The organism is Persicitalea jodogahamensis, assembly GCF_014651615.1.
Taxonomy (GTDB): domain Bacteria; phylum Bacteroidota; class Bacteroidia; order Cytophagales; family Spirosomataceae; genus Persicitalea; species Persicitalea jodogahamensis.
In genome coordinates this window covers 511,467-529,888 of sequence record NZ_BMXF01000003.1, presented here as the reverse complement: position 1 = coordinate 529,888, position 18,422 = coordinate 511,467, and the positions used below count along the sequence as shown (strand labels likewise).

General features: G+C 50.6%; 17 protein-coding genes. 5 read left to right on the top strand and 12 right to left on the bottom strand.

The window, feature by feature from the left end; all coding sequences use genetic code 11:
- The first annotated feature begins 1 nt into the window (after position 1).
- Both IE117_RS17585 and IE117_RS17580 read left to right on the top strand, forming a co-directional pair.
- A complete protein-coding gene (locus IE117_RS17585) occupies positions 2-574 on the top strand; it encodes a Crp/Fnr family transcriptional regulator (RefSeq protein ID WP_189565785.1) in 573 nt (190 codons plus the stop codon).
- Positions 575-663: 89 nt separating this feature from the next.
- Positions 664-1,107 (top strand): SRPBCC domain-containing protein, encoded by a 444-nt coding sequence (locus tag IE117_RS17580; protein ID WP_189565784.1) that lies wholly within the window; start codon positions 664-666, stop codon positions 1,105-1,107.
- Positions 1,108-1,110: 3 nt separating this feature from the next.
- Here the strand turns inward: IE117_RS17580 and IE117_RS17575 are convergent, their stop codons facing one another.
- The 10 genes from IE117_RS17575 to rho all read right to left on the bottom strand — a co-directional run bounded on the left by IE117_RS17575 (position 1,111) and on the right by rho (position 13,949).
- Complete coding sequence (locus IE117_RS17575; RefSeq protein WP_189565783.1) at positions 1,111-2,169, bottom strand: NHL repeat-containing protein; 1,059 nt, start codon at positions 2,167-2,169, stop codon at positions 1,111-1,113.
- A 3-nt stretch (positions 2,170-2,172) separates the two neighbouring features.
- Positions 2,173-3,636, bottom strand: a complete 1,464-nt coding sequence (locus tag IE117_RS17570) for a DUF1501 domain-containing protein (protein ID WP_189565782.1) — start codon at positions 3,634-3,636, stop codon at positions 2,173-2,175.
- A gap of 5 nt (positions 3,637-3,641) precedes the next feature.
- Positions 3,642-6,854, bottom strand: a complete 3,213-nt coding sequence (locus IE117_RS17565) for a DUF1553 domain-containing protein (RefSeq protein ID WP_189565781.1) — start codon at positions 6,852-6,854, stop codon at positions 3,642-3,644.
- Between the two features lie 76 nt (positions 6,855-6,930).
- Entirely contained in the window at positions 6,931-7,170 is a 240-nt protein-coding gene (locus tag IE117_RS26270) for a hypothetical protein (RefSeq protein ID WP_229581076.1), read from the bottom strand.
- 141 nt (positions 7,171-7,311) lie between these two features.
- On the bottom strand, positions 7,312-8,982 hold the full coding sequence (locus tag IE117_RS17560; RefSeq protein ID WP_189565780.1) for a hypothetical protein: 1,671 nt from the start codon (positions 8,980-8,982) through the stop codon (positions 7,312-7,314).
- Position 8,983: 1 nt separating this feature from the next.
- Positions 8,984-9,757 (bottom strand): ABC transporter ATP-binding protein, encoded by a 774-nt coding sequence (locus IE117_RS17555; protein WP_189565779.1) that lies wholly within the window; start codon positions 9,755-9,757, stop codon positions 8,984-8,986.
- Positions 9,758-9,798: 41 nt separating this feature from the next.
- Positions 9,799-10,365, bottom strand: a complete 567-nt coding sequence (locus IE117_RS17550; RefSeq protein WP_189565778.1) for a helix-hairpin-helix domain-containing protein — start codon at positions 10,363-10,365, stop codon at positions 9,799-9,801.
- A 19-nt stretch (positions 10,366-10,384) separates the two neighbouring features.
- A complete protein-coding gene (locus IE117_RS17545; protein ID WP_189565777.1) occupies positions 10,385-10,987 on the bottom strand; it encodes a helix-hairpin-helix domain-containing protein in 603 nt (200 codons plus the stop codon).
- A 94-nt stretch (positions 10,988-11,081) separates the two neighbouring features.
- Positions 11,082-11,972 carry an OmpA family protein gene (locus tag IE117_RS17540; protein WP_189565776.1) on the bottom strand — a complete coding sequence of 297 codons (891 nt, stop codon included), beginning with the start codon at positions 11,970-11,972 and terminating at the stop codon, positions 11,082-11,084.
- Between the two features lie 162 nt (positions 11,973-12,134).
- Positions 12,135-13,949, bottom strand: a complete 1,815-nt coding sequence (gene rho / locus IE117_RS17535) for a transcription termination factor Rho (protein WP_189565775.1) — start codon at positions 13,947-13,949, stop codon at positions 12,135-12,137.
- A 543-nt stretch (positions 13,950-14,492) separates the two neighbouring features.
- On the opposite strand from rho, the gene IE117_RS17530 reads away from it, so the two are divergent.
- The 3 genes from IE117_RS17530 (at position 14,493) to lptC (ending at position 17,205) form a co-directional block, all read left to right on the top strand.
- A complete protein-coding gene (locus tag IE117_RS17530) occupies positions 14,493-15,221 on the top strand; it encodes a type III pantothenate kinase (RefSeq protein ID WP_189565774.1) in 729 nt (242 codons plus the stop codon).
- Positions 15,199-16,506 carry a BamG family beta-barrel-assembly machinery protein gene (gene bamG / locus IE117_RS17525; protein WP_229581074.1) on the top strand — a complete coding sequence of 436 codons (1,308 nt, stop codon included), beginning with the start codon at positions 15,199-15,201 and terminating at the stop codon, positions 16,504-16,506. Before IE117_RS17530 ends, bamG begins: the two co-directional genes overlap by 23 nt.
- A gap of 144 nt (positions 16,507-16,650) precedes the next feature.
- Positions 16,651-17,205 carry an LPS export ABC transporter periplasmic protein LptC gene (gene lptC / locus IE117_RS17520; protein WP_229581072.1) on the top strand — a complete coding sequence of 185 codons (555 nt, stop codon included), beginning with the start codon at positions 16,651-16,653 and terminating at the stop codon, positions 17,203-17,205.
- A 54-nt stretch (positions 17,206-17,259) separates the two neighbouring features.
- On the opposite strand, the gene IE117_RS17515 is transcribed toward lptC, so the two are convergent.
- Entirely contained in the window at positions 17,260-17,754 is a 495-nt protein-coding gene (locus IE117_RS17515) for a c-type cytochrome (protein ID WP_229581070.1), read from the bottom strand.
- The gene (locus IE117_RS17510) at positions 17,747-18,394 is read right to left on the bottom strand and encodes an SCO family protein (RefSeq protein WP_189565772.1); all 648 of its coding nucleotides are present in this window, start codon (positions 18,392-18,394) and stop codon (positions 17,747-17,749) included. The genes IE117_RS17515 and IE117_RS17510 overlap by 8 nt, the downstream gene beginning before the upstream one ends.
- Positions 18,395-18,422 lie beyond the last annotated feature (28 nt).

The following is an 18,422-nucleotide window of genomic DNA, read 5'->3' as shown; positions in this document are numbered from 1 at the left end:
CGTGACAGAGCTTAAACGATATATAACCTCCTACTTCGGGATTCAGCCCACCAGTCTGGAAAGCATTGCCTCGTTATTCCAACCAGGGACGCTGGGCAAGGGAGACTTCATGCTCAAAACAGGAGAGCATTGCGAACACCTGAGTTTCATCCGTTCAGGTTTGGTGCGAATTTACGTACCCACCGAGAGCGGGGTTGAGGTTACCCAGTGGATTTCCAACCAAGGCTCCTTCATCACCGATTTATCGAGTTTCATTTTCGACACTCCGGCCCGCTGGACCATTCAGGCTCTGACCGACACTGAACTTTTTACCATCAGCCAGGCAGACTACCGATCCATGGGAAAACTTGTTCCGGAGTGGAACGCGCTTGAAGTACGGTTTCTTGCCCGTTGTTTTGCCACGATGGAAGACCGTATTTTCGCGCATCTCTCCATGACGGCTGAGGAAAGGTATTGGGCGTTTTTCGAAAACAACAAAGACCTCTTCAATCAAGTACCCCTGCAGTATATCGCATCGATGCTCGGCATGACACCCGAGACTTTCAGCCGGATCAGGAAAAAAGCCACGTTGTGATTTCTTGATATTTATCAAGAGCTTATGACCAGCGATGTCGGAATTTTGTGATGTTCTATTAACTCACTAAAATTCTTAACCGCTGGATCATGGCAAAAGAGCTCAAAACCCAAATCCGTATCGAGGCCGCGCCCGACCAGGTGTGGGATGTCCTCACAGATTTCGAAAAGTACCCCGCCTGGAACCCATTCATAAAATCGCTGACAGGCCAGGTTGCCGTTGGTCACACCATCAATGTTAGGCTCGAACCACCCGAAGGCAGCGGAATGACCTTCAAGCCGAAGGTATTGGCCATGGAAAAAAATAAAGAATTCCGTTGGCTTGGGCAGCTGTTTTTCAAAGGATTATTCGATGGAGAGCACCGCTTTGCGTTGGTAGATAACGGCGACGGAAGCACTACTTTTCTACACAGTGAGCGGTTTGAGGGCATTTTGGTGCCGCTTTTCAATGAAATGATTGAAGTAAATACTCGGAACGGCTTCGAGGATATGAATCAACAATTGAAGATCAGAGTCGAAGGCCTATATAAGTAGCCATTATACCCGCTCTAATTTGTAAGGGTAAACCCCACCCGCATTCCACTGGCAGACGTACAGATTTTTATCACGATCCACGCACACGTCGTGACAGTGCTTGAAAACGGGTTGCTCCTGCAAAAGGAGCTCAAGTTTACCATTCGTATATACAGGCGCATTGCCACCGGGATTGGAAACTACCCGGTTATCTTTATCCAAAATTGTCACGAATCCCCGGTCCAGTTTCGGATTGTAGTCGCCCGGCAGCATTCCGAAGCACACGCCGCTATATAGATGATCGTCGTCGAAAACTGGGCGGCTGACGTAGGCCCCTGGCAGGTAATACGTTTCGAGGTACTTGCCTTCCAGGGTAAATCTTTTGAAAGCGTTTTTCATGCGGGCCGTGCACATCAGAGTAGGATTGGCTTTGTCACGGTAGTCGATTGCCACGCCATGAGCCTGCTTAAATTTGGCGTCCTGCAAGTAGCTGTCCCCGCCGAATTTTGAGATAAAACTACCCTTGGCATCGTAACGCAATATAAACTGTGAGCCGTAGCCATCGGCCACGTAGATGTCGCCATTGGGTCCGATGGCCGTTTCGGTAGGAATATATTTACTGTTTTCGTCATAAATACCATCCGCCCGCGGGTTGGTCAATTCCATGACAACCTTGCCCTTCAAGGTACACTTGACAACCCTTCCCGATGATATATCCGTAATGTAGAGGAATTCTTCCCCGCCTTCGTCATGAAGTGTAAGACCGTGACCGCCTTTCAGATTCAGAGTCCAGTTATCCAGCAACTTACCGGACTGGTCGTAGATGAGAGTATTGTTCTTCGGTTCATCCGTAAGCATGAAGAGGCGCCCATCGCGAGCCTGCACCATTTCGTGACAATTAGTGACAGGGTACTTGCCGGCATCCAGCGTCCCCCACTGTTCATGCACTTTATACCGGAAATCCCCATGTCCGATAATTTCTTCAGAAAGCCGGGGTTTGGATTTCAGAATAAAAAACGGGGTGAAAGCCGCTGCCATCGCCCCAGTGCCGGCGGCTAAAAAATCCCTTCTGCTCTGCTGCATAATTCAAGAAAGGATATCGTGAACTACCTTCCCATGGACATCCGTCAGACGAAATCGACGGCCCTGGTGTTTGAAGGTCAGTTGCTCATGATCCACACCCAATATGTGCAGTAAGGTGGCTTGAAAGTCATGCACATGGACGCCTTTCTCAGCGACGTTGTAGCTGAAATCGTCGGTTTTCCCATAAACCAAACCCGCTTTTACACCCGCGCCGGCCATCCACATCGTGAAGCAACCGGGATGATGGTCACGACCGTAGTCGGTTGGCGTCAGTCGCCCCTGCGAGAAGCTCGTCCGGCCGAATTCTCCCCCCCATACGACAAGGGTATCATCCAGCAAACCTCTCTGCTTCAAGTCCTGAATCAAAGCGGCGTTGGCCTGGTCAGTGAGCTTGGCCTGGTTTTTCATCCCCCCGGGAAGTCCACCATGGTGATCCCATCCCATGTGATACAGTTGAATGAATTTTACGTCTTTTTCCGCCAGTTTGCGGGCTTGCAGGCAGTTGGCAGCGTAGGTTCCGGGAATACGTGCGTCCTGGCCGTAGAGGTCGTAGATGTAGTCAGGCTCGTCGGCGGTGGAGACGGCATCGGGAACCGACGCCTGCATTTTATAGGCCATTTCGTACTGACTGATTTTGGAATGAATCTCAGGGTCGCCCCAGATGTCGAACTGGTGCTCGTTCATAGATTTAATGAAGTCCAGTTCTTCGCGACGGTCATTTTCGTGCACGCCGTAAGGATTCTGCAGGTACAGCACCGGCTCATTCCCCGCCCGGAACTGCACGCCCTGATGGTGTGAAGGCAGAAAACCATTGCCCCAGGCCGCCGAGCTCAATGGCTGGGCGCCTCCTCCTTTTGAAATCATGACCACAAAAGAGGGTAAGTTCTGGTTGTCGGAACCGAGACCGTAGCTCATCCATGAACCAATGGATGGCCGTCCCGTTTGCTGCGACCCGGTTTGCACCAGCATCACCGCAGGTTCATGATTGATGGCATCGGTATACATGGAATTAACCACACACAAATCATCCACCATGGCGGCCGTGTAGGGAAACAGCTCGGAAACCCATGCTCCCGATTGTCCGTACTGCCGGAAATCATAGATAGACTTCACCAGCGGAAAGCTGGACTGACCAGCCACCATGCCTGAATTACGTTGGGTCTTCTTGATCGAGTCAGGAATTTCCTGTCCGTGCCATTTGGCTAGTTCAGGCTTATAATCGAAAGACTCCAGCTGAGAAGGCCCGCCGCTCTGAAAAAGGTAGATTACCCGTTTTGCGCGTGGAGGGAAATGGGAAGTGCCAAGGACACCCTTCCCGGCACTTTCGGCTACTTTTTTATTTCCGCTACCAAAAGTGGAGGAATGCAGCAAACTTCCCAACGCCAGCGAGCCGAAGCCCAGTGAGGCTGTTTTGAGAAAACCCCGGCGCGATTCTATCAGGTTGATTGTTTTTCTTAATTCATTCATTTTGGTCAGTTCCTGGAATACCCTTCCGAAGTATTCATTAATCCGTTGATTACAAAAGCCAATGCGGCTGTTTCTGCGGGATTGAGATTCTGATTTCTTTCAGAATCTCCCGTTTCGAGATAAGCGATGGCATCTTCTTTTCTCCGGGCATATTTCTCTTTTTGGCTCTTATAAAAATCGCCCATCATTTTCTTCTCCTTACTGTCCGGTTGCCGGCCGAGCAACGTACGAAAAGCCACCCTGAGTTGCTTCTCAGCGGTTGGTTCCGTCATTTTTATTTTTTCGGCAAGTACCCGGGCGGCCTCGATCATTTGCGGGTCGTTCAGCAATACCAGCGCTTGTAACGGCGTGCTAGTGGAGCGACGCTTCACGGTGCAAAATGTGCGGTCGGTCGCATCAAAAATCATCATGGTGGGGGGGGGGGAGGTGCGCTTCCAGACCGTATAGAGACTGCGGCGGTATAGTCCCTCGCCAGATTCCTGCAGGTATTTGTACCGCCAGGATTTGTTCGATATTTCGTCCCAAAGGCCGGGCGGCTGGTACGGATAGACACTCTTTCCGCCTTGCTTTTGTACCAGCAGCCCACTCACTGCCAGCGCATTGTCCCGGATCATCTCCGCAGATAACCGAAAACTCGGCCCGCGCGCCAACCAAACATTTTCGGGGTCTTTTTCGTAAAGATCAGGGCGAATGACAGAGGACTGCTGGTAGGTGGCCGATAGCATGATTTGTTTGTGCAGTTGCTTCATATCCCAGCCCGATTCTACGAAGGAAACCGCCAGATAATCCAATAGTCCGGGGTTGGTGGGAAGCTCTCCCTGATTGCCAAAATCATCCGGCGTTTTGACAAGACCGTTGCCGAAGTGCATGGCCCAAATTCGGTTGACGATGACACGAGCCGTTAGTGGGTTTTCTTCGTCGAATAGCCATTGAGTAAGGCCCAGCCTGTTTTTAGGGTACTTTTCGGTGTAAGGAAGTACTGAACTCAACGCCGCAGGTTGCACCTCGTCCGTCGGACTGTCGTAAACGCCCCGGTTCAACACAAATGTTTTGCGGGGTTTGGGCAAATCTCCCATAACCATAATTTCCGGAATACGGTCGAGTACCTGAGTCAGGCTATCGCGCCAAAACCTTACTTCCCGGTAAGCTGGATTTTGTATTTTCCTTTGCAGGGCGTAGTGATCGGTAACAAGGCCGGGTTTGATAGCTATTGCTTTAGAACTAGCCTTCGGGCTGTATAAATGAAGAACTTCCAAGGCCGAAAGTTCCTTGTCGAACAGCCGCAACTCGTCAATGCCGCCGTTTTCAAAAGTAATGATACGGCCCACTACGCCCAGTTGCAGACCACGAAAGCCATAAGTATGGATGTTGGGCTCGAACAATATGGATTTATATACCTCCTTTCCCAAAACCTCGACTGCAATCGGTAAGCCGTTAACGTAAATATGCACTCCATCCGCCCTCCCGGAACCATCATAGGTAATGCTCACGTCCGACCATTTTTTGATCGCCAAAGGTCGTTTCGCCACCACTTCGATTGCGTTTTGTGGCCAGGAATGAGCAATGACGAATCGTGGCTTATTGTCTTTCAGAAGCAGTGAGTACCCTTTCATACCCAGACGATCGTCCTCAGCGTGTACGAATACGCTGACATCTTTATACAGGGTATCCGGAAAAACCGAAAGACTCGTTGAGAAAGGTACGGTATGATCGTACCAACCAAGATTGTTAGGTAAGGCTGCCGTCGTAAATTCATTGATGAAAAGCGCATTTCCACGCCTGCCCGGTTTTAGCAAAGGTTCTTTGATTTCCAGCGCATTCGCTGCGCTCTTCACCTCAGCCGTCCTGAACACCTTATCTTTAACAGGCGAAACACTGTTAAAGGGATAATGCGCAACGGTACTGCGATCTAATTCTTGGTTTAAGTCTGCCAGAATCGCCTTTGCATCTTTTTTCACCGGAATTACTTTCTGAAGCCTGTTTAGCTTTTGCTCAGAATCCTCGATTTTATCTTTGATGAAATTAATGACCGATTCGTTTTTGTCACTGGTCAACAACAGTGAAGGGCCGGGCGTTTGGTCGGGCCCATAAACAGCCGTCCCGATTTCATTGGTACTGTTGAAGAACCCGAACATCCGATAGTAGTCTTTCTGACTGATGGGATCGTACTTGTGGTCGTGGCATCTGGCACATTCCACTGACAAGCCCAGAAAGGCTTTGCCAAGCGTGTTGGCACGATCGGCCACGTACTCTACCCTATATTCTTCATAGATGATGCCGGCCTCCGAGTTGCGGCGATGCAGACGATTGAAGGCCGTAGCCAGTACGCTCTCCTTGGTTTTGTTCTCTATCAGGTCGCCCGCCAGTTGCCAGGTTACGAATTGACGGTAGCTCATGTTTTTATTAAAGGCCTGGATAACCCAGTCGCGCCAGGGGCTTACTTCCCGGTGCTTATCGTCAAGGTACCCGTCGCTATCCGTGTAGCGGGCCACATCCATCCAGTCCACGGCCATGCGCTCGCCATAAGCGGGTGATGCCAGATAACGGTCGATCATTTTCTCGTAAGCATCAGGCGACTCATCGGCTACAAAGCGATCGATTTCGGCCAGGGTAGGCGGCAGACCGCAGAGGTCAAAACTTGCCCGGCGAATCAGCGTTTCCCTAGTAGCAACGTCGGCAGGTTCGATGCCCTTGGCTTCCAGTTTGTCGAGGACGTAGTTATCGATCGGATTTTTCGGCCAATCTCTGTCTTTTACCCTGGGTGCGTTCCCCTTTTCGGGTTTCATGAAAGACCAGTGCGGTTGGTATTCGGCACCTTCTTCAATCCATTTGACCAGGATGGCTTTTTCCTGCACAGTGAGCGAAAGGTGTGACTCCGGGGTTGGCATCACCATCTCGGGATCGTGCGAGAGAATGCGCTCGACCGCAGTGCTTTTGGCGGAATTTCCGGGAACGATGGCGTGGTAATCCTTGGCTTTGCCCAGTGCGCGATAGGCTTCTTCGGCTATGTCCAGCCGCAGGTCGGCCTTGCGTTTTTTTGCGTCCGGCCCGTGACAGGCAAAACACTTGTCGGAGAGGATTGGCTTGACGTCGTAGTTAAAGTCGAGGTCCGAAGGCAGGAGGTTGTAGGCTTGCTGTACCTCGTCCGGAAGATCAGGACTGCAGGAGAAACACAGTAATGCCAAAAGTACGCCCGAAGCTTGGAAAATTGTCTTCATGTCAGATATAGTCGAAGCCACAATTTACCAGTTTTCAGCGAGATAGTTCAACTACATATTTGAATACCTATACATTTCACTTTTTAGTTTTGTCTATTCCGTTCCTGAATGAGGTGATAAAATCTCTTATCCATTTCATTTCTGCGCCATACCCGACCTTTGAATCCAGGATGTATTGGCCTGTTTTGGTATCCAGGATAATGAACCCCCGTTCGCCGGCAACTCCCTGGTATCGACCAATGTCGTTATCGGCCAGCACCTTATCTTTTGAAATAAACCCAGCAATAGAAATGGCCGCCCCTAAGAGCGGCAACAAATAAAAACCTTTGGATCAAGTCCAATATTAATCTTTTTCATTTTCCGAATGCTTATTTTTTCAAGCAAGATGATGCTAATTTCATCACCCCTTTTCAAAGCAAGTGACTCAACCCCTACGCTTAATCATTCACTTTTTCTCTCAAACTTCCACTTTGTCCCAGCCTAGTTTTCTGATTTCTCTATTTAAAAACAACACCAGAAAAAACGCAAAAGGAACCATCACTAAGATCACATAGGAGGTTTGGCTTAACGCCCAGTGCGCCCAACCAAAGATTCCCACGAAAATGCTCAGGGCCAGCACCCGAATGAACTTCCCGCTCCCCGATTTGGTAAACTCGCGACTGAAAGGCAGCACGCTGCGGGTGGCCAGAATTTCTGTTTGCTGGAAAACCAGCACCACCAGAGCACCAAGGATTACATCGTCGAGACTATCCACCCCCCAAACGAAAGTTACCACCAGAGCCACAACGAGGTAGATGGGCAGAATGAATTTGGCCACCACCGACCACATCATGCCGCTGAGAAATTCACCGGGCCGAGGCATTGGAACCACGTGGTAAACCCAGGCCGCTTTAAATTGGTCGGAAAAAGGAAGGTTCTGGTTGACGGCGACCATCGTCAATGCGGAAACGTAAATCAACAGGATGCGCAGGTACTCTGATTGGGCAGTGGCTTCCATCATTTGTGTAAGTGTCTCCCCCGGCCGGTTAAAAAACATCAGGGGACCGATTATCAGGAAATAGGCCATACTTGGGTACACTCTTAGCTTAAATTTCCGGTCGCGGGAGCCAATTTTCCATACCAGCTCGAACGCGGCGCGTTCCGTGGCCGTACGAGTAAAAACCCCGGACAGAAGTTCAGGAACACTGCGCTTAGGACCCACCTCAACTTCTTCCTTTTTCTTTGTGTCTACTGCGTCAAGGTTGCCGACCTGGTTTCCGAAGCTTCGGACGAGGCCACCGCTCATGGATCGGACGGCCAGAATGGGAACCACCACTAAAAGAGCTGCAAAAAGTAGTGTCGGCACGCCAAAGTACCCGCCTATGGTGGCACTCATCACGTGTCCCACCCACATCGGCGGAGCCAGGTAGTGCCACCAGGCAACAGAAAGCGCCTTAGTGTTTGCAAAGTCCTCGAAATCAATCAGCCTTCCAATGAACTGATAGCCAACTGTAACCAAGATTACAACGATGATCTGTAAGCCGTTGATGATGTTCTGCATTCGCTCTACGGAAGAAAACCGCATGATCAATAAATACAGAACTGTGGTAAACAGCACCGATAAGATTGAAACCAGCAGCGAAGAAATTAAAAAAATGAGCCCCGCCCCCAGGCCAAATTTCAACAACGTGGCAAAAAAGCTTGGCAAAGCCACCGCTAAGGCTAATTGCAATAGGTACACTGCCGCGTGCACGATTCGGGAGGTGAACAGGGTTTTGCTGGTGACGGGCCGGGTCAGGATGATGAGGCCGTCGGAGCCATCGAGGATGACCTGAGAGAAATCAGTGATTAAGATCATCGTGACGATGATCATCCCGTATGCCGTGACTACGGCGTAGGCCTGAGCATGGGCGGGCCAAAAGTACACCAGAAGGGCAATGAAGCTGGACATGGCAAAAGTGATGACCAGCGTCCAGACAAAACCCCAGTTGCTGTTTTTGGTTTCCTGTCCGTTGAAGCCTGTCCGCGAGCGGCGGTTGTCCATGGTTAGCTTCACATCCAGAATAGCCCGAAGTTGGGGGTAGTCTACCCCCATCCGCCTGAACAAAGGACCAAAAAGATCGAGCAACCCAAGGATAAGTCGGTTCATATCATTCGCTGAGGATTTGGACAAACTCATCCGCCAGCGCCAGGTGCTCGTTGTTGCCAGTCAGCTGGTTGAAGAGCTGTTCCAATGTACCCGAGTGCTGCTGCTTCTGCAATTCCTGAAAAGTACCATGGGCAATTACCACACCTTCTTTGAGCAGCACGATCCGGTCACAGATTTTCTCAACCACTTCCATAATGTGCGAGCTATAAAAAAGTGTTTTTCCGGTTTGGCTCAGCCGTTGCAGGATTTCTTTCAGGAGAATAACCGAGTTGGCGTCCAGCCCGGAAAGTGGCTCATCGAGGAAAATAATCTGGGGGTTGTGGATCATGCCTGAAATCAGCAATACCTTCTGCTTCATGCCTTTGGAGAACGAAGTCATGCGGCTGTTACGGTTGTCATACAAGCCAAAAATCCGCAACAGCTCGCCCCCTTTCTGTTCTGTATCTCTACGATCCAAGCCGTAAAGACTCCCCAAAAACCGGAAGTACTCCGCCGGGCTCAGGGTGTCATACATTACGGCATTCTCGGGAACATAGCCGAGCATCTGCTTTATTTCAAGAGGATGCTGACTCACTTCCAGACCCGCAATTTTGGCCGATCCTCCGTATTCGGTCAGCAGGCCCGTCAGAATTTTGATTGTAGTGGACTTTCCTGCGCCGTTGGGGCCAATGTAGCCAATGATTTGCCCTGACTGCACGTCCAGGTCAATCCCTTTCAGCACAAGATTGTTGCCGTAAGACTTGGTAAGATTCTGTATCTGGATAATGGAGTCCACGGAAGCTGATTGAGGGTAAGAAACCTGGCCAAACTACCTGTTCAACCCCTCCCTCCCGTGAGCTGTTCCTGCAAGGCTTTCAGCTCATCCCACTTGCCATCGCGGGCGAGCGAGGCTTGCTGTGGCCAGGTCTTGGGGTTATGGATTTGGAAGCGTGCCCCAGCCGCCTGGAGTAATGAAGCCAAATGCCCGGAATCTGTTGCCGCCAGTTTGGCAAATGTCCGGATGCCATCGGCATTGAGCAATTCTTCAATCTTGGGACCAATCCCTTCGATTAATTTGAGGTTATCAGCCGCTGATTGGATGGGGGGCACTGTGGCCACCGTACTCACGGATTCGGTCGGCAAAGTCACCTTTGGGGCAACGGGCGCCGCATAACTACTCACTACCGGTGCAGCCGCCCCAACCGGGGTGGTTACGGCCAGGGTTGCCTGGCAATCATTGACCTCAGTACGACGCTCGGCAATGGAGGCACGCAGCCCGCTGATTTGTCCGGACAAAAGCAAGCGTGCCAGCAGCCATCCAATGAAAGCAGCCGAGGCTAACAGAATCAGGATTTCTGATATCGCGACCGGGCGGGTTAGAGGTTCGAGTTGTAGAAGAAACATACTTGGATAGAATTATTATTTAGGATTGGCGACCCTTGTTCAATGCTTCCTGTCGGGCTTTGAGCTCATCCCATTTGCAGTCGGCAGCCAGTTCAGCCTGCTGCGGCCATGATTCAGGGTCGTGCATATGAAACCGGGATCCTCCCGCCCGCAGAATGTCTACCAGGCGCTCATTGGTGGCTTCGCTCAAATGGCGAAATGTGATGATTCCCTCCTTGTTCAGCAACTGTTCGATTTTCGGGCCGATTCCCTCCACTATTTTCAGGTTATCATGTTTTAATGGTGCTGCGGGCAAATCGGCCACAGGGGCAACAATCGTATCCATTGGCTCAGGTGCAACCACGGCTGGCACTTCCATCACGGGAAGTGGAGCGGGTTGTTCTGCCTCTGCAGCAACCGGGGGAACAGTCACCGCCGGGCCTTCAGGCGGGGCAACGTTTTTCTGAGATTTCTGGCAGTCATCAAGCTGTTCATCCAGGCCTGCGAGTTCTTCTTCCAGTTCTGCAATCGTACCGCGCCGACTCCGGTAACCGATGATATAGCCGAGTATGCCGGCTCCAACCAGCATCAACACATGCTGCCACCAGGCATTGGAATTGTTAAGAGGGTTCAGATCAAACATAGCAGGGATGGTTTGTTAGTTAAGTGGTCGAGGCGGAGGGTCGTATTCGTGCGCAAATCATCTGATAAACTCTTCCACAGGTACAACACAAATTCTACTGAACTACAATATCGACGCGACGGTTGGCACGGCGCCCCTCCGGAGTGTCATTGGATTCTTTGGGCTGATTTTCGCCTTTACCGTCGGTCACGAGTTGCTGGGCAGAAATCCCCAGGCGAATCAATTGTCTTTTCACTGCCTCGGCCCGCTGTTTGGACAACTTCATATTCGTATCGTCGTCACCATCGTTGTCGGTATGGCCGGTGAGCAGAAGTTTCTTGCCTTGATTTGCGGCCAGGTACTTTTGGGCCTCCTCGACAAACTTCCGGTTGGCATCTGTCTTGATGTAGCTGGCACTAGCGGTCGGAAAGTACAAATCCATCGGCTTGAACACGCTCTCGTATTTCTGCGCATTGGCAAGGCCTTCTTCCGAGTCTGGAAGGGGATCTCTGACAACGAAATCAATTCCGCCACGCAAAGAATCAGCACCGAATCCCGTACCGTCCACGAGCTGGCTGCTGGTTGCGAGCACGTCTGCATTGGCGCCCTGGCTCACAAGGTATGCTTTGACATTTTCAGCGCGGGCGATACCCAAATCTGTAAAAGTTGTCGCGTTGGTTTCGGCAGAAGAATAGGAGCCGACGATGTTGAGTCTTTTGCCGGGATTAGCCGCGAGGTACGCCGCCAGCGAATCAAGTTCAGCCCTGACGCGGCTCATATCGGCCTCTGCACCGGACTTCGCAAATCCGAAATTACCATTCGCCCGCAAATCAAGTCCACCGCCATCCCTGATGTAAAGCGGATCCGTTTCCGGTGTCTCTACTACTACTGTCGTGGCAGGAGCCGGTTCGTAGCAGAGTTCCTTGATCTGGCAGACGTGCCAATAGGCAGCCAGGCCCATCCATACGACCAGCGCAATCCACCAGGGTGCATTATTATTTGACATAATTTTACAGGAAATCAGGGTAGCTTCTAAAGACGGGCAGTCTGGCAAAATGTCACCCAAAGAATTGAATTACTCCCTATAAAGCAAAGCATTGAGCGTATATAATCAAAAAAAGCCCGCTTCTCGAAGAAAAAGCGGGCTTTTTTTTGAAAAAATGGAAACTCAACGGTTCATCGAGATCAAAAACTCTTCGTTGTTGCGCGTTCCTTTCATATTATCGAGCAGGAAGTCCATGGATTCCATGGCGTTCATGTCCGACATGTGCTTGCGCAGTATCCACACTTTTTGCATGGTTTCTTTGTCGAGCAGCAGGTCTTCGCGGCGGGTGCCCGAGGCAACCACATCGATAGCAGGATATACTCTTTTGTTGGCAAGCTTGCGGTCCAGTTGCAGTTCCATGTTGCCGGTTCCCTTAAATTCTTCAAAAATCACCTCGTCCATTTTGGAGCCGGTGTCGATCAGAGCCGTAGCGATAATGGTCAGTGAACCGCCTTTTTCCACGTTGCGGGCCGCTCCGAAAAAGCGTTTGGGCTTATGTAACGCGTTAGCGTCCACACCACCCGAAAGAATCTTACCCGACGAAGGAACCACGGTGTTGTAAGCCCGCGCCAGGCGCGTAATAGAGTCCAACAGTATCACGACGTCGTGACCGCACTCCACCATACGTTTGGCTTTTTCCAGCACAATGCTGGCCACTTTCACGTGGCGATCGGCCTGTTCGTCAAACGTAGATGAGATCACTTCGGCCCGCACACTGCGTTGCATGTCGGTCACCTCTTCGGGGCGTTCGTCGATCAATAGTATGATCAGAAAAACCTCCGGGTGGTTGCGGGTGATCGCGTTGGCAATTTCTTTCAGAAGCACCGTCTTACCCGTTTTGGGCTGGGCCACGATCATACCCCGCTGTCCCTTACCTATGGGCGCAAACAGGTCGAGCACCCGGGTAGAGTACTGGTCAGGGCGCGTACTCAGATTAAGCCTTTCTTCGGGAAATAATGGCGTCAGGTACTCGAAAGGCACCCGGTCGCGGATTTCCTCCGTGGTTTTACCATTGACCAGTTCCACACGCAACAAAGCGAAATATTTTTCACCTTCCTTCGGTGGGCGAATCTGCCCTTTAATCGTGTCGCCCGTTTTCAAACCAAAAAGTTTGATCTGCGAAGGTGACACGTAGATATCGTCAGGGCTGGCCAGGTAGTTGTAATCCGCCGAGCGCATGAAGCCGTAGCCTCCATCCTGCATGATCTCCAGAACCCCCTCGTTGGTAATGAGGCCATCAAACTCACGCACATAATTGTTGTAGTTGCGCTTTATCTTGTTGGTTTGGTCCTCGCGGGATTGACTGTGTTGCCGGTCGTTACTACTCGGCCGATCGGCATTCGGTTGACGGTCGTTGTTTTTGTGACGAGGTACTTTGTCTGTATTGACCGTTTTTGCGTCTCCCTCTTTCGACTCCCCTTCCTGCTCATCAGCACCGGCACTGGGCCTGTCCTTTTTTTCTCTCGTTGGGACTTCTTTCGCTGGCGCTGCTTCCTGCTTTTTAGCTTTGGGTGGATCGGCTACCGGTGTAGGATTGGTTTCTTCCGGAGATTCCCCTCTTTCGGCGGTCACAGGTGTTGGTTCTTCCTGATCGGCAGCCTTTACCGAGCGTGAGGAAACCTTGACCGTTGCCTTGCGGCGGGCCGGCGCTTTGGGTTTCTTTCTATCATCAGATTCTTCAGAATCCGGCTTATCCGCCTTGTCTGACCCTTCGATGTCAGCTGCAGGCGGACGGCGGGCACGCTTTTTCTTGGGTTCGGCCACGGCGGCTTCAACCCCTTCTGACCCGATTTCACCAGGCATCACGGCCTGTTGACCAAGTATCTTGTAAACGAGTTCTTTTTTAGAAAGCTTGCCGTAGTCTTTAATGGCAAATTTTTCCGCGATCGTGCGCAACTCCGAGAGGAGCTTCAAATTCAATTCATCAATTGTAAGCATAGGGGAATTGGGAGTAAAGAAAGACTTTACCGGGTAGGGTATTAGTAATGATTAGATTGACTGTTTAATCGGTTGAAACAATGACTGTAAAAATCGCATCCAATACGGATGATGAAGTAAACGGGAGTGAATCAGGTAAGGAGGTAGGCAACCCTGGGGAAGTCCGCACGAGGGTTAGGGAAAAGTGTCTTGGGAATGGCAAATGCTGGAATCGGGTGCAATGATAACGCAATTTCGCCAAATTACAATTTTGGACGCTTTTGTTTGGATTGAAGTTGCCCCGAAAATTTAATGGATAACGTAAAAGAACGAAACAAGTTGTTTCAAAAACTAGATTTGGCTTCTTGGAATATAGGTGGGAGACGCTGGTCGCTAATATATGCTTATGTTTTCACAAATGCAAATCCCGCGTATTTCGTTCCGGGCTACTGGTGTATGTGGAATATCCCCTGCTCTGAAAGTGCTTGGGAATGGTTCAAATCCATATTCCTTTTACGCAATCAGTTAGTTTATGTCCAAATAAAAGGGGACTTTTGCGGAATTATGAACTTAGTGGTGGACGCAGGCAATACATTTTCCAAAGTCGGCTGGTTCGAAGGCAACGAACTCCGGCGCCATGAATCACAGCTGACTTTCCCTGAATTGTTGGATACACTTCGTTCGGTAGCAGTAAAACACGTGATTTTTTCGTCGGTGAGCCACGAAGTGGAAAAAATTCGGGAGGCGCTCCAACCAAATGTCCCTGTTTTGACTCTAAACAGCCTGACACCCTTACCCATTGTGAGGGACTATGACACTCCGGACACGTTGGGTGCCGACCGCATCGCGGCGGCAGTGGGGGCGGTAGAGATTTTTCCAGAGGAAGATTGTCTGGTGATCGACATGGGAACCTGCATCACCTACGACCTGGTGGATCGGGCGGGACGCTTTCAGGGTGGGGCCATTTCTCCGGGAATGCGTATGCGATTCAAAGCCATGCATTCGTTTACCCAGCGGCTTCCGCTTGTTGAACCGGAAAGGGCAGCACCGCTGGTGGGGAAAAGTACCCGGAAAGCTCTGCTAAGTGGTGTCATGAACGGCCTGGCTGCCGAATTGAACGGCCTTATTCTGGCGCACCGCGCCGCTACCCCCGAATGCCGGGTGGTACTTTGCGGCGGCGACGCTTCTTATTTTACCAATATTTTCCAGGTACCTGTATCGGTGGTGCCTGAACTGGTACTCATTGGATTGAACCGTATTTTAATTTATAATGTCAATTTACAGAAACAATAAGTCAATTACGGCCCTGGTGATAGGTGCCTTAATTTTTGTGGGTAGCAATGCAAGTGTCCAGGCGCAAGGGCTCGGCAACTCCCCCTACAGCGTTTTAGGGGTCGGAGAATCGTACAGCGATGCCTTCTCGACCAACCAGGGGATGGGAGGTGCCGGGGTCAGCACCAGCAACGGCATCCATATCAACAATCTCAACCCTGCGCTATGGGTGCGCAACCGGTACACGACTTTCGAGTTCGGAGCCATCAGCCAGTATAAGGAGATCAAAGCACCTAATGCCTCCCAGCGGGACTTCGGGGCCAACATCGGTTACCTGGCCTTATCGCTTCCGGCGGGAAAGCGCTGGTCGCTTGGTCTTAGCTTGAAACCTTACAGCTTTGTCGATTTCGAAAGCCGAAGCAGCGGCAAGGTGTCAGGTACCATTTACGATACTTATTACTATTACTCGGGCAAAGGCGCCATCAATCAGGTGTCGCTCACCAATGCCTTCCAACTGGGCAAATACGTCAGCGTTGGCCTGGAATCCTCTTACCTGTTCGGCAACGTGCGCCGGGCTTCTGAGTCGCAGTTACTCATCGGTGACGGGGCCGACTATCTGGTAAGCCGCACCGAACGCAACAGCTACTCGGATTTCTTCTTTCGTGCCGGAACGGCAGTAAGGATACCCATCAAAAAAGACAATAAGTTGAACCTGAACCTGGGGGGTACTTACAGCTTCGGCACCGATCTGAAAGCCCGGCAGACGACGAGTTTCGAGCTAACCAACAACAGCTTTGCCGTCGGCCTGCCCGATACCCTTTCCAATAACGCGAAAGGCGGCATTCATCTCCCCTCGCAGTACAGAATCGGGGCAAGCTTGGAGTGGCCCTACAAACTCACGCTTGCCGTGGACTATTCGCGGCAGAACTGGTCGCAGTACCGCAGCTTTGCCGGGAACAACGATGGGCTGGTCGATGCGGGACGCGTTCACCTCGGCCTGGAATACATTCCCGACCTGGTGGCCAGCGCGGGTTACTTTAAGAAAGTGGAGTATCGGCTGGGTTTCAGTACCGGAAGTATGCCGTACAGTCCTGATGGAGCGCAGTTGAAAGATACGAACCTGTCCATTGGCGGTACTTTCCCGGTGGGCCTGAACGGTAACTCTCCCAACTCGTTCACACTTTCGTTCATTGCGGGCCAACGTGGGGTCGTCAGCAACCAGGCTATTCAGGAACGTTACGGTAAGATAGTTCTGGGCATTACACTGGTCGATAATTCCTGGTTCTCAAAAGTGAGAATCGATTAAGGAACCACGGAGCGACAAAGCTCAGGGGAGTGAATGTTTACACCAATTTCCATAGTTCAGAAGCTTCAAAAACCCGGTCTGGTTTGGAAACCATACTTTATGCGGTCTAGTAACACAATAACGAAACTTAAGTACTCCGGCACTTTGCCGCTTTGGCGCTTTGGCGCTTTGCTACTTTGCAGCTTTGTCGCCGTGTCGCTTATTGGCTGTGCGGAGAAACCAGAACCCGAAGTGGAGTTGTATCAGGGGCCTCTGGAAGAAATCTTCGATGTACAATTGCTATACAGTGAAGAAGGTCAGCAGCGGGTAGAAGTCGAAACGCCCATTCAGTACCGGTATCAGAACGAGGACAAGGTTTTTCCCGACACGGTCAATATTAAGTTTTTTGATACCAAAAATGGACAGGTAGTTACGACTTTACGATCGGATTCCGGTCGCTTTGATAACGCTCGGAATCTGTACATCGTGAAAGGAAATGTAGTGGTAATCAATAAAGTAGAACAGCGTCGTTTAAAAACGCCGGAACTTTACTGGAACCCCACGACCCGCAAGGTTTTTACCGAGGAGAATGTGGTGATTGATAATCTGATCACGGGTTCTTACACAAAAGGGAAAGGTATGGATGCGAACCAGGATTTCACCGCCATGACCATCCGCAAACCCTACGGTATTTTCGACGTGGACCCCGGTTTGCAGTAGTGGCCAATTTAATTTGATCACTTCCGACCAGCATTCAAACTTCTCACAAACACCCTACTCCTGGTTGATTTCGCAGCGGCTGAGTATGGCGGTCACCGAATCCGTTGGCGTGTAGGTGGAATCCCCCCCCCAGGTAATGTTTACGTAGGTCACGATTTCGGCAATCTCGATGTCGGCTAGTTTGGGGTTGGCTGGCATGGGACGATTGTACGTCTTACCCGCCACCTGGATTTCACCGGCCAGGCCATTTTTGATGATACAGATTAAGTCAGCATTTCTGTCCAGGTAGCTAGACCCCTTAATGGGCGGATATAGATTGGCCAGCCCCGTACCATCAGCCTGATGGCAGTTGGCACAATTCGCCGTATACAGCTGGTATCCCTCCGAATAATACTGCTCCTTCTTTAACTCATCCGTACTTTGACAAGAAGAAAAGGCCATTATGAAGAAAGCTCCTGCAAAAAATCCTGACGAGCCTTTCAGCAATGAAGCAATGCATTGAGCAATGAGTCCACAAAGTACCTTGACAATCATAGAAGCGTTACTCATATTCAGCCAGCAAGACCTTAATATCCTGTATCAGTTTCTCAGTGCCTTCTTCACTGGTACCATCGTACATGCCTCTTACGCGGCGGTCTTTATCTACTAACACAAATGCCCCGCTGTGAATGTAGCCCCCCTCGGCGGCTTCATCTTCTTTGGCCGTCACGAGGTAGTGCCCCTGACCGATGTCGTAGATTTTCTCTTTGGGTCCCGTCAAAAATTCCCATTGGGTACCTTCCACGCCTAAATCCGAGGCATATTTGTTCAGGACTTCAGGGGTGTCATGGTCGGGATCTATGCTGTGGGACAAAATCATGAAGTCAGGATTGTCCTTATACTCGTCGTAAACCTTAATCATCTGCCGTTTCATTACGGGACAGATCGTAGGGCAGGAAGTAAAGAAAAAGTCCGTAACGTAGATTTTTCCCGCCACATCTCTCTGCGTAACCGTATCGCCATTCTGATTGACGAATGCAAAGTCAGGTATGGTATTGTAAATTGTGTCTGTAACCACTTTACCATCCACTTCTTTGGTCACAGCATCCCTCTCTCCCAAAATCGGCAGCCTCTTGGGTTCGTTATCGCACCCCAGGATTGCAACCAACATCACCAGCAAAGTCAAACTACCATTCAGTATTTTCTTCATCACGTATCGGCCTACTATTATTTTTTTA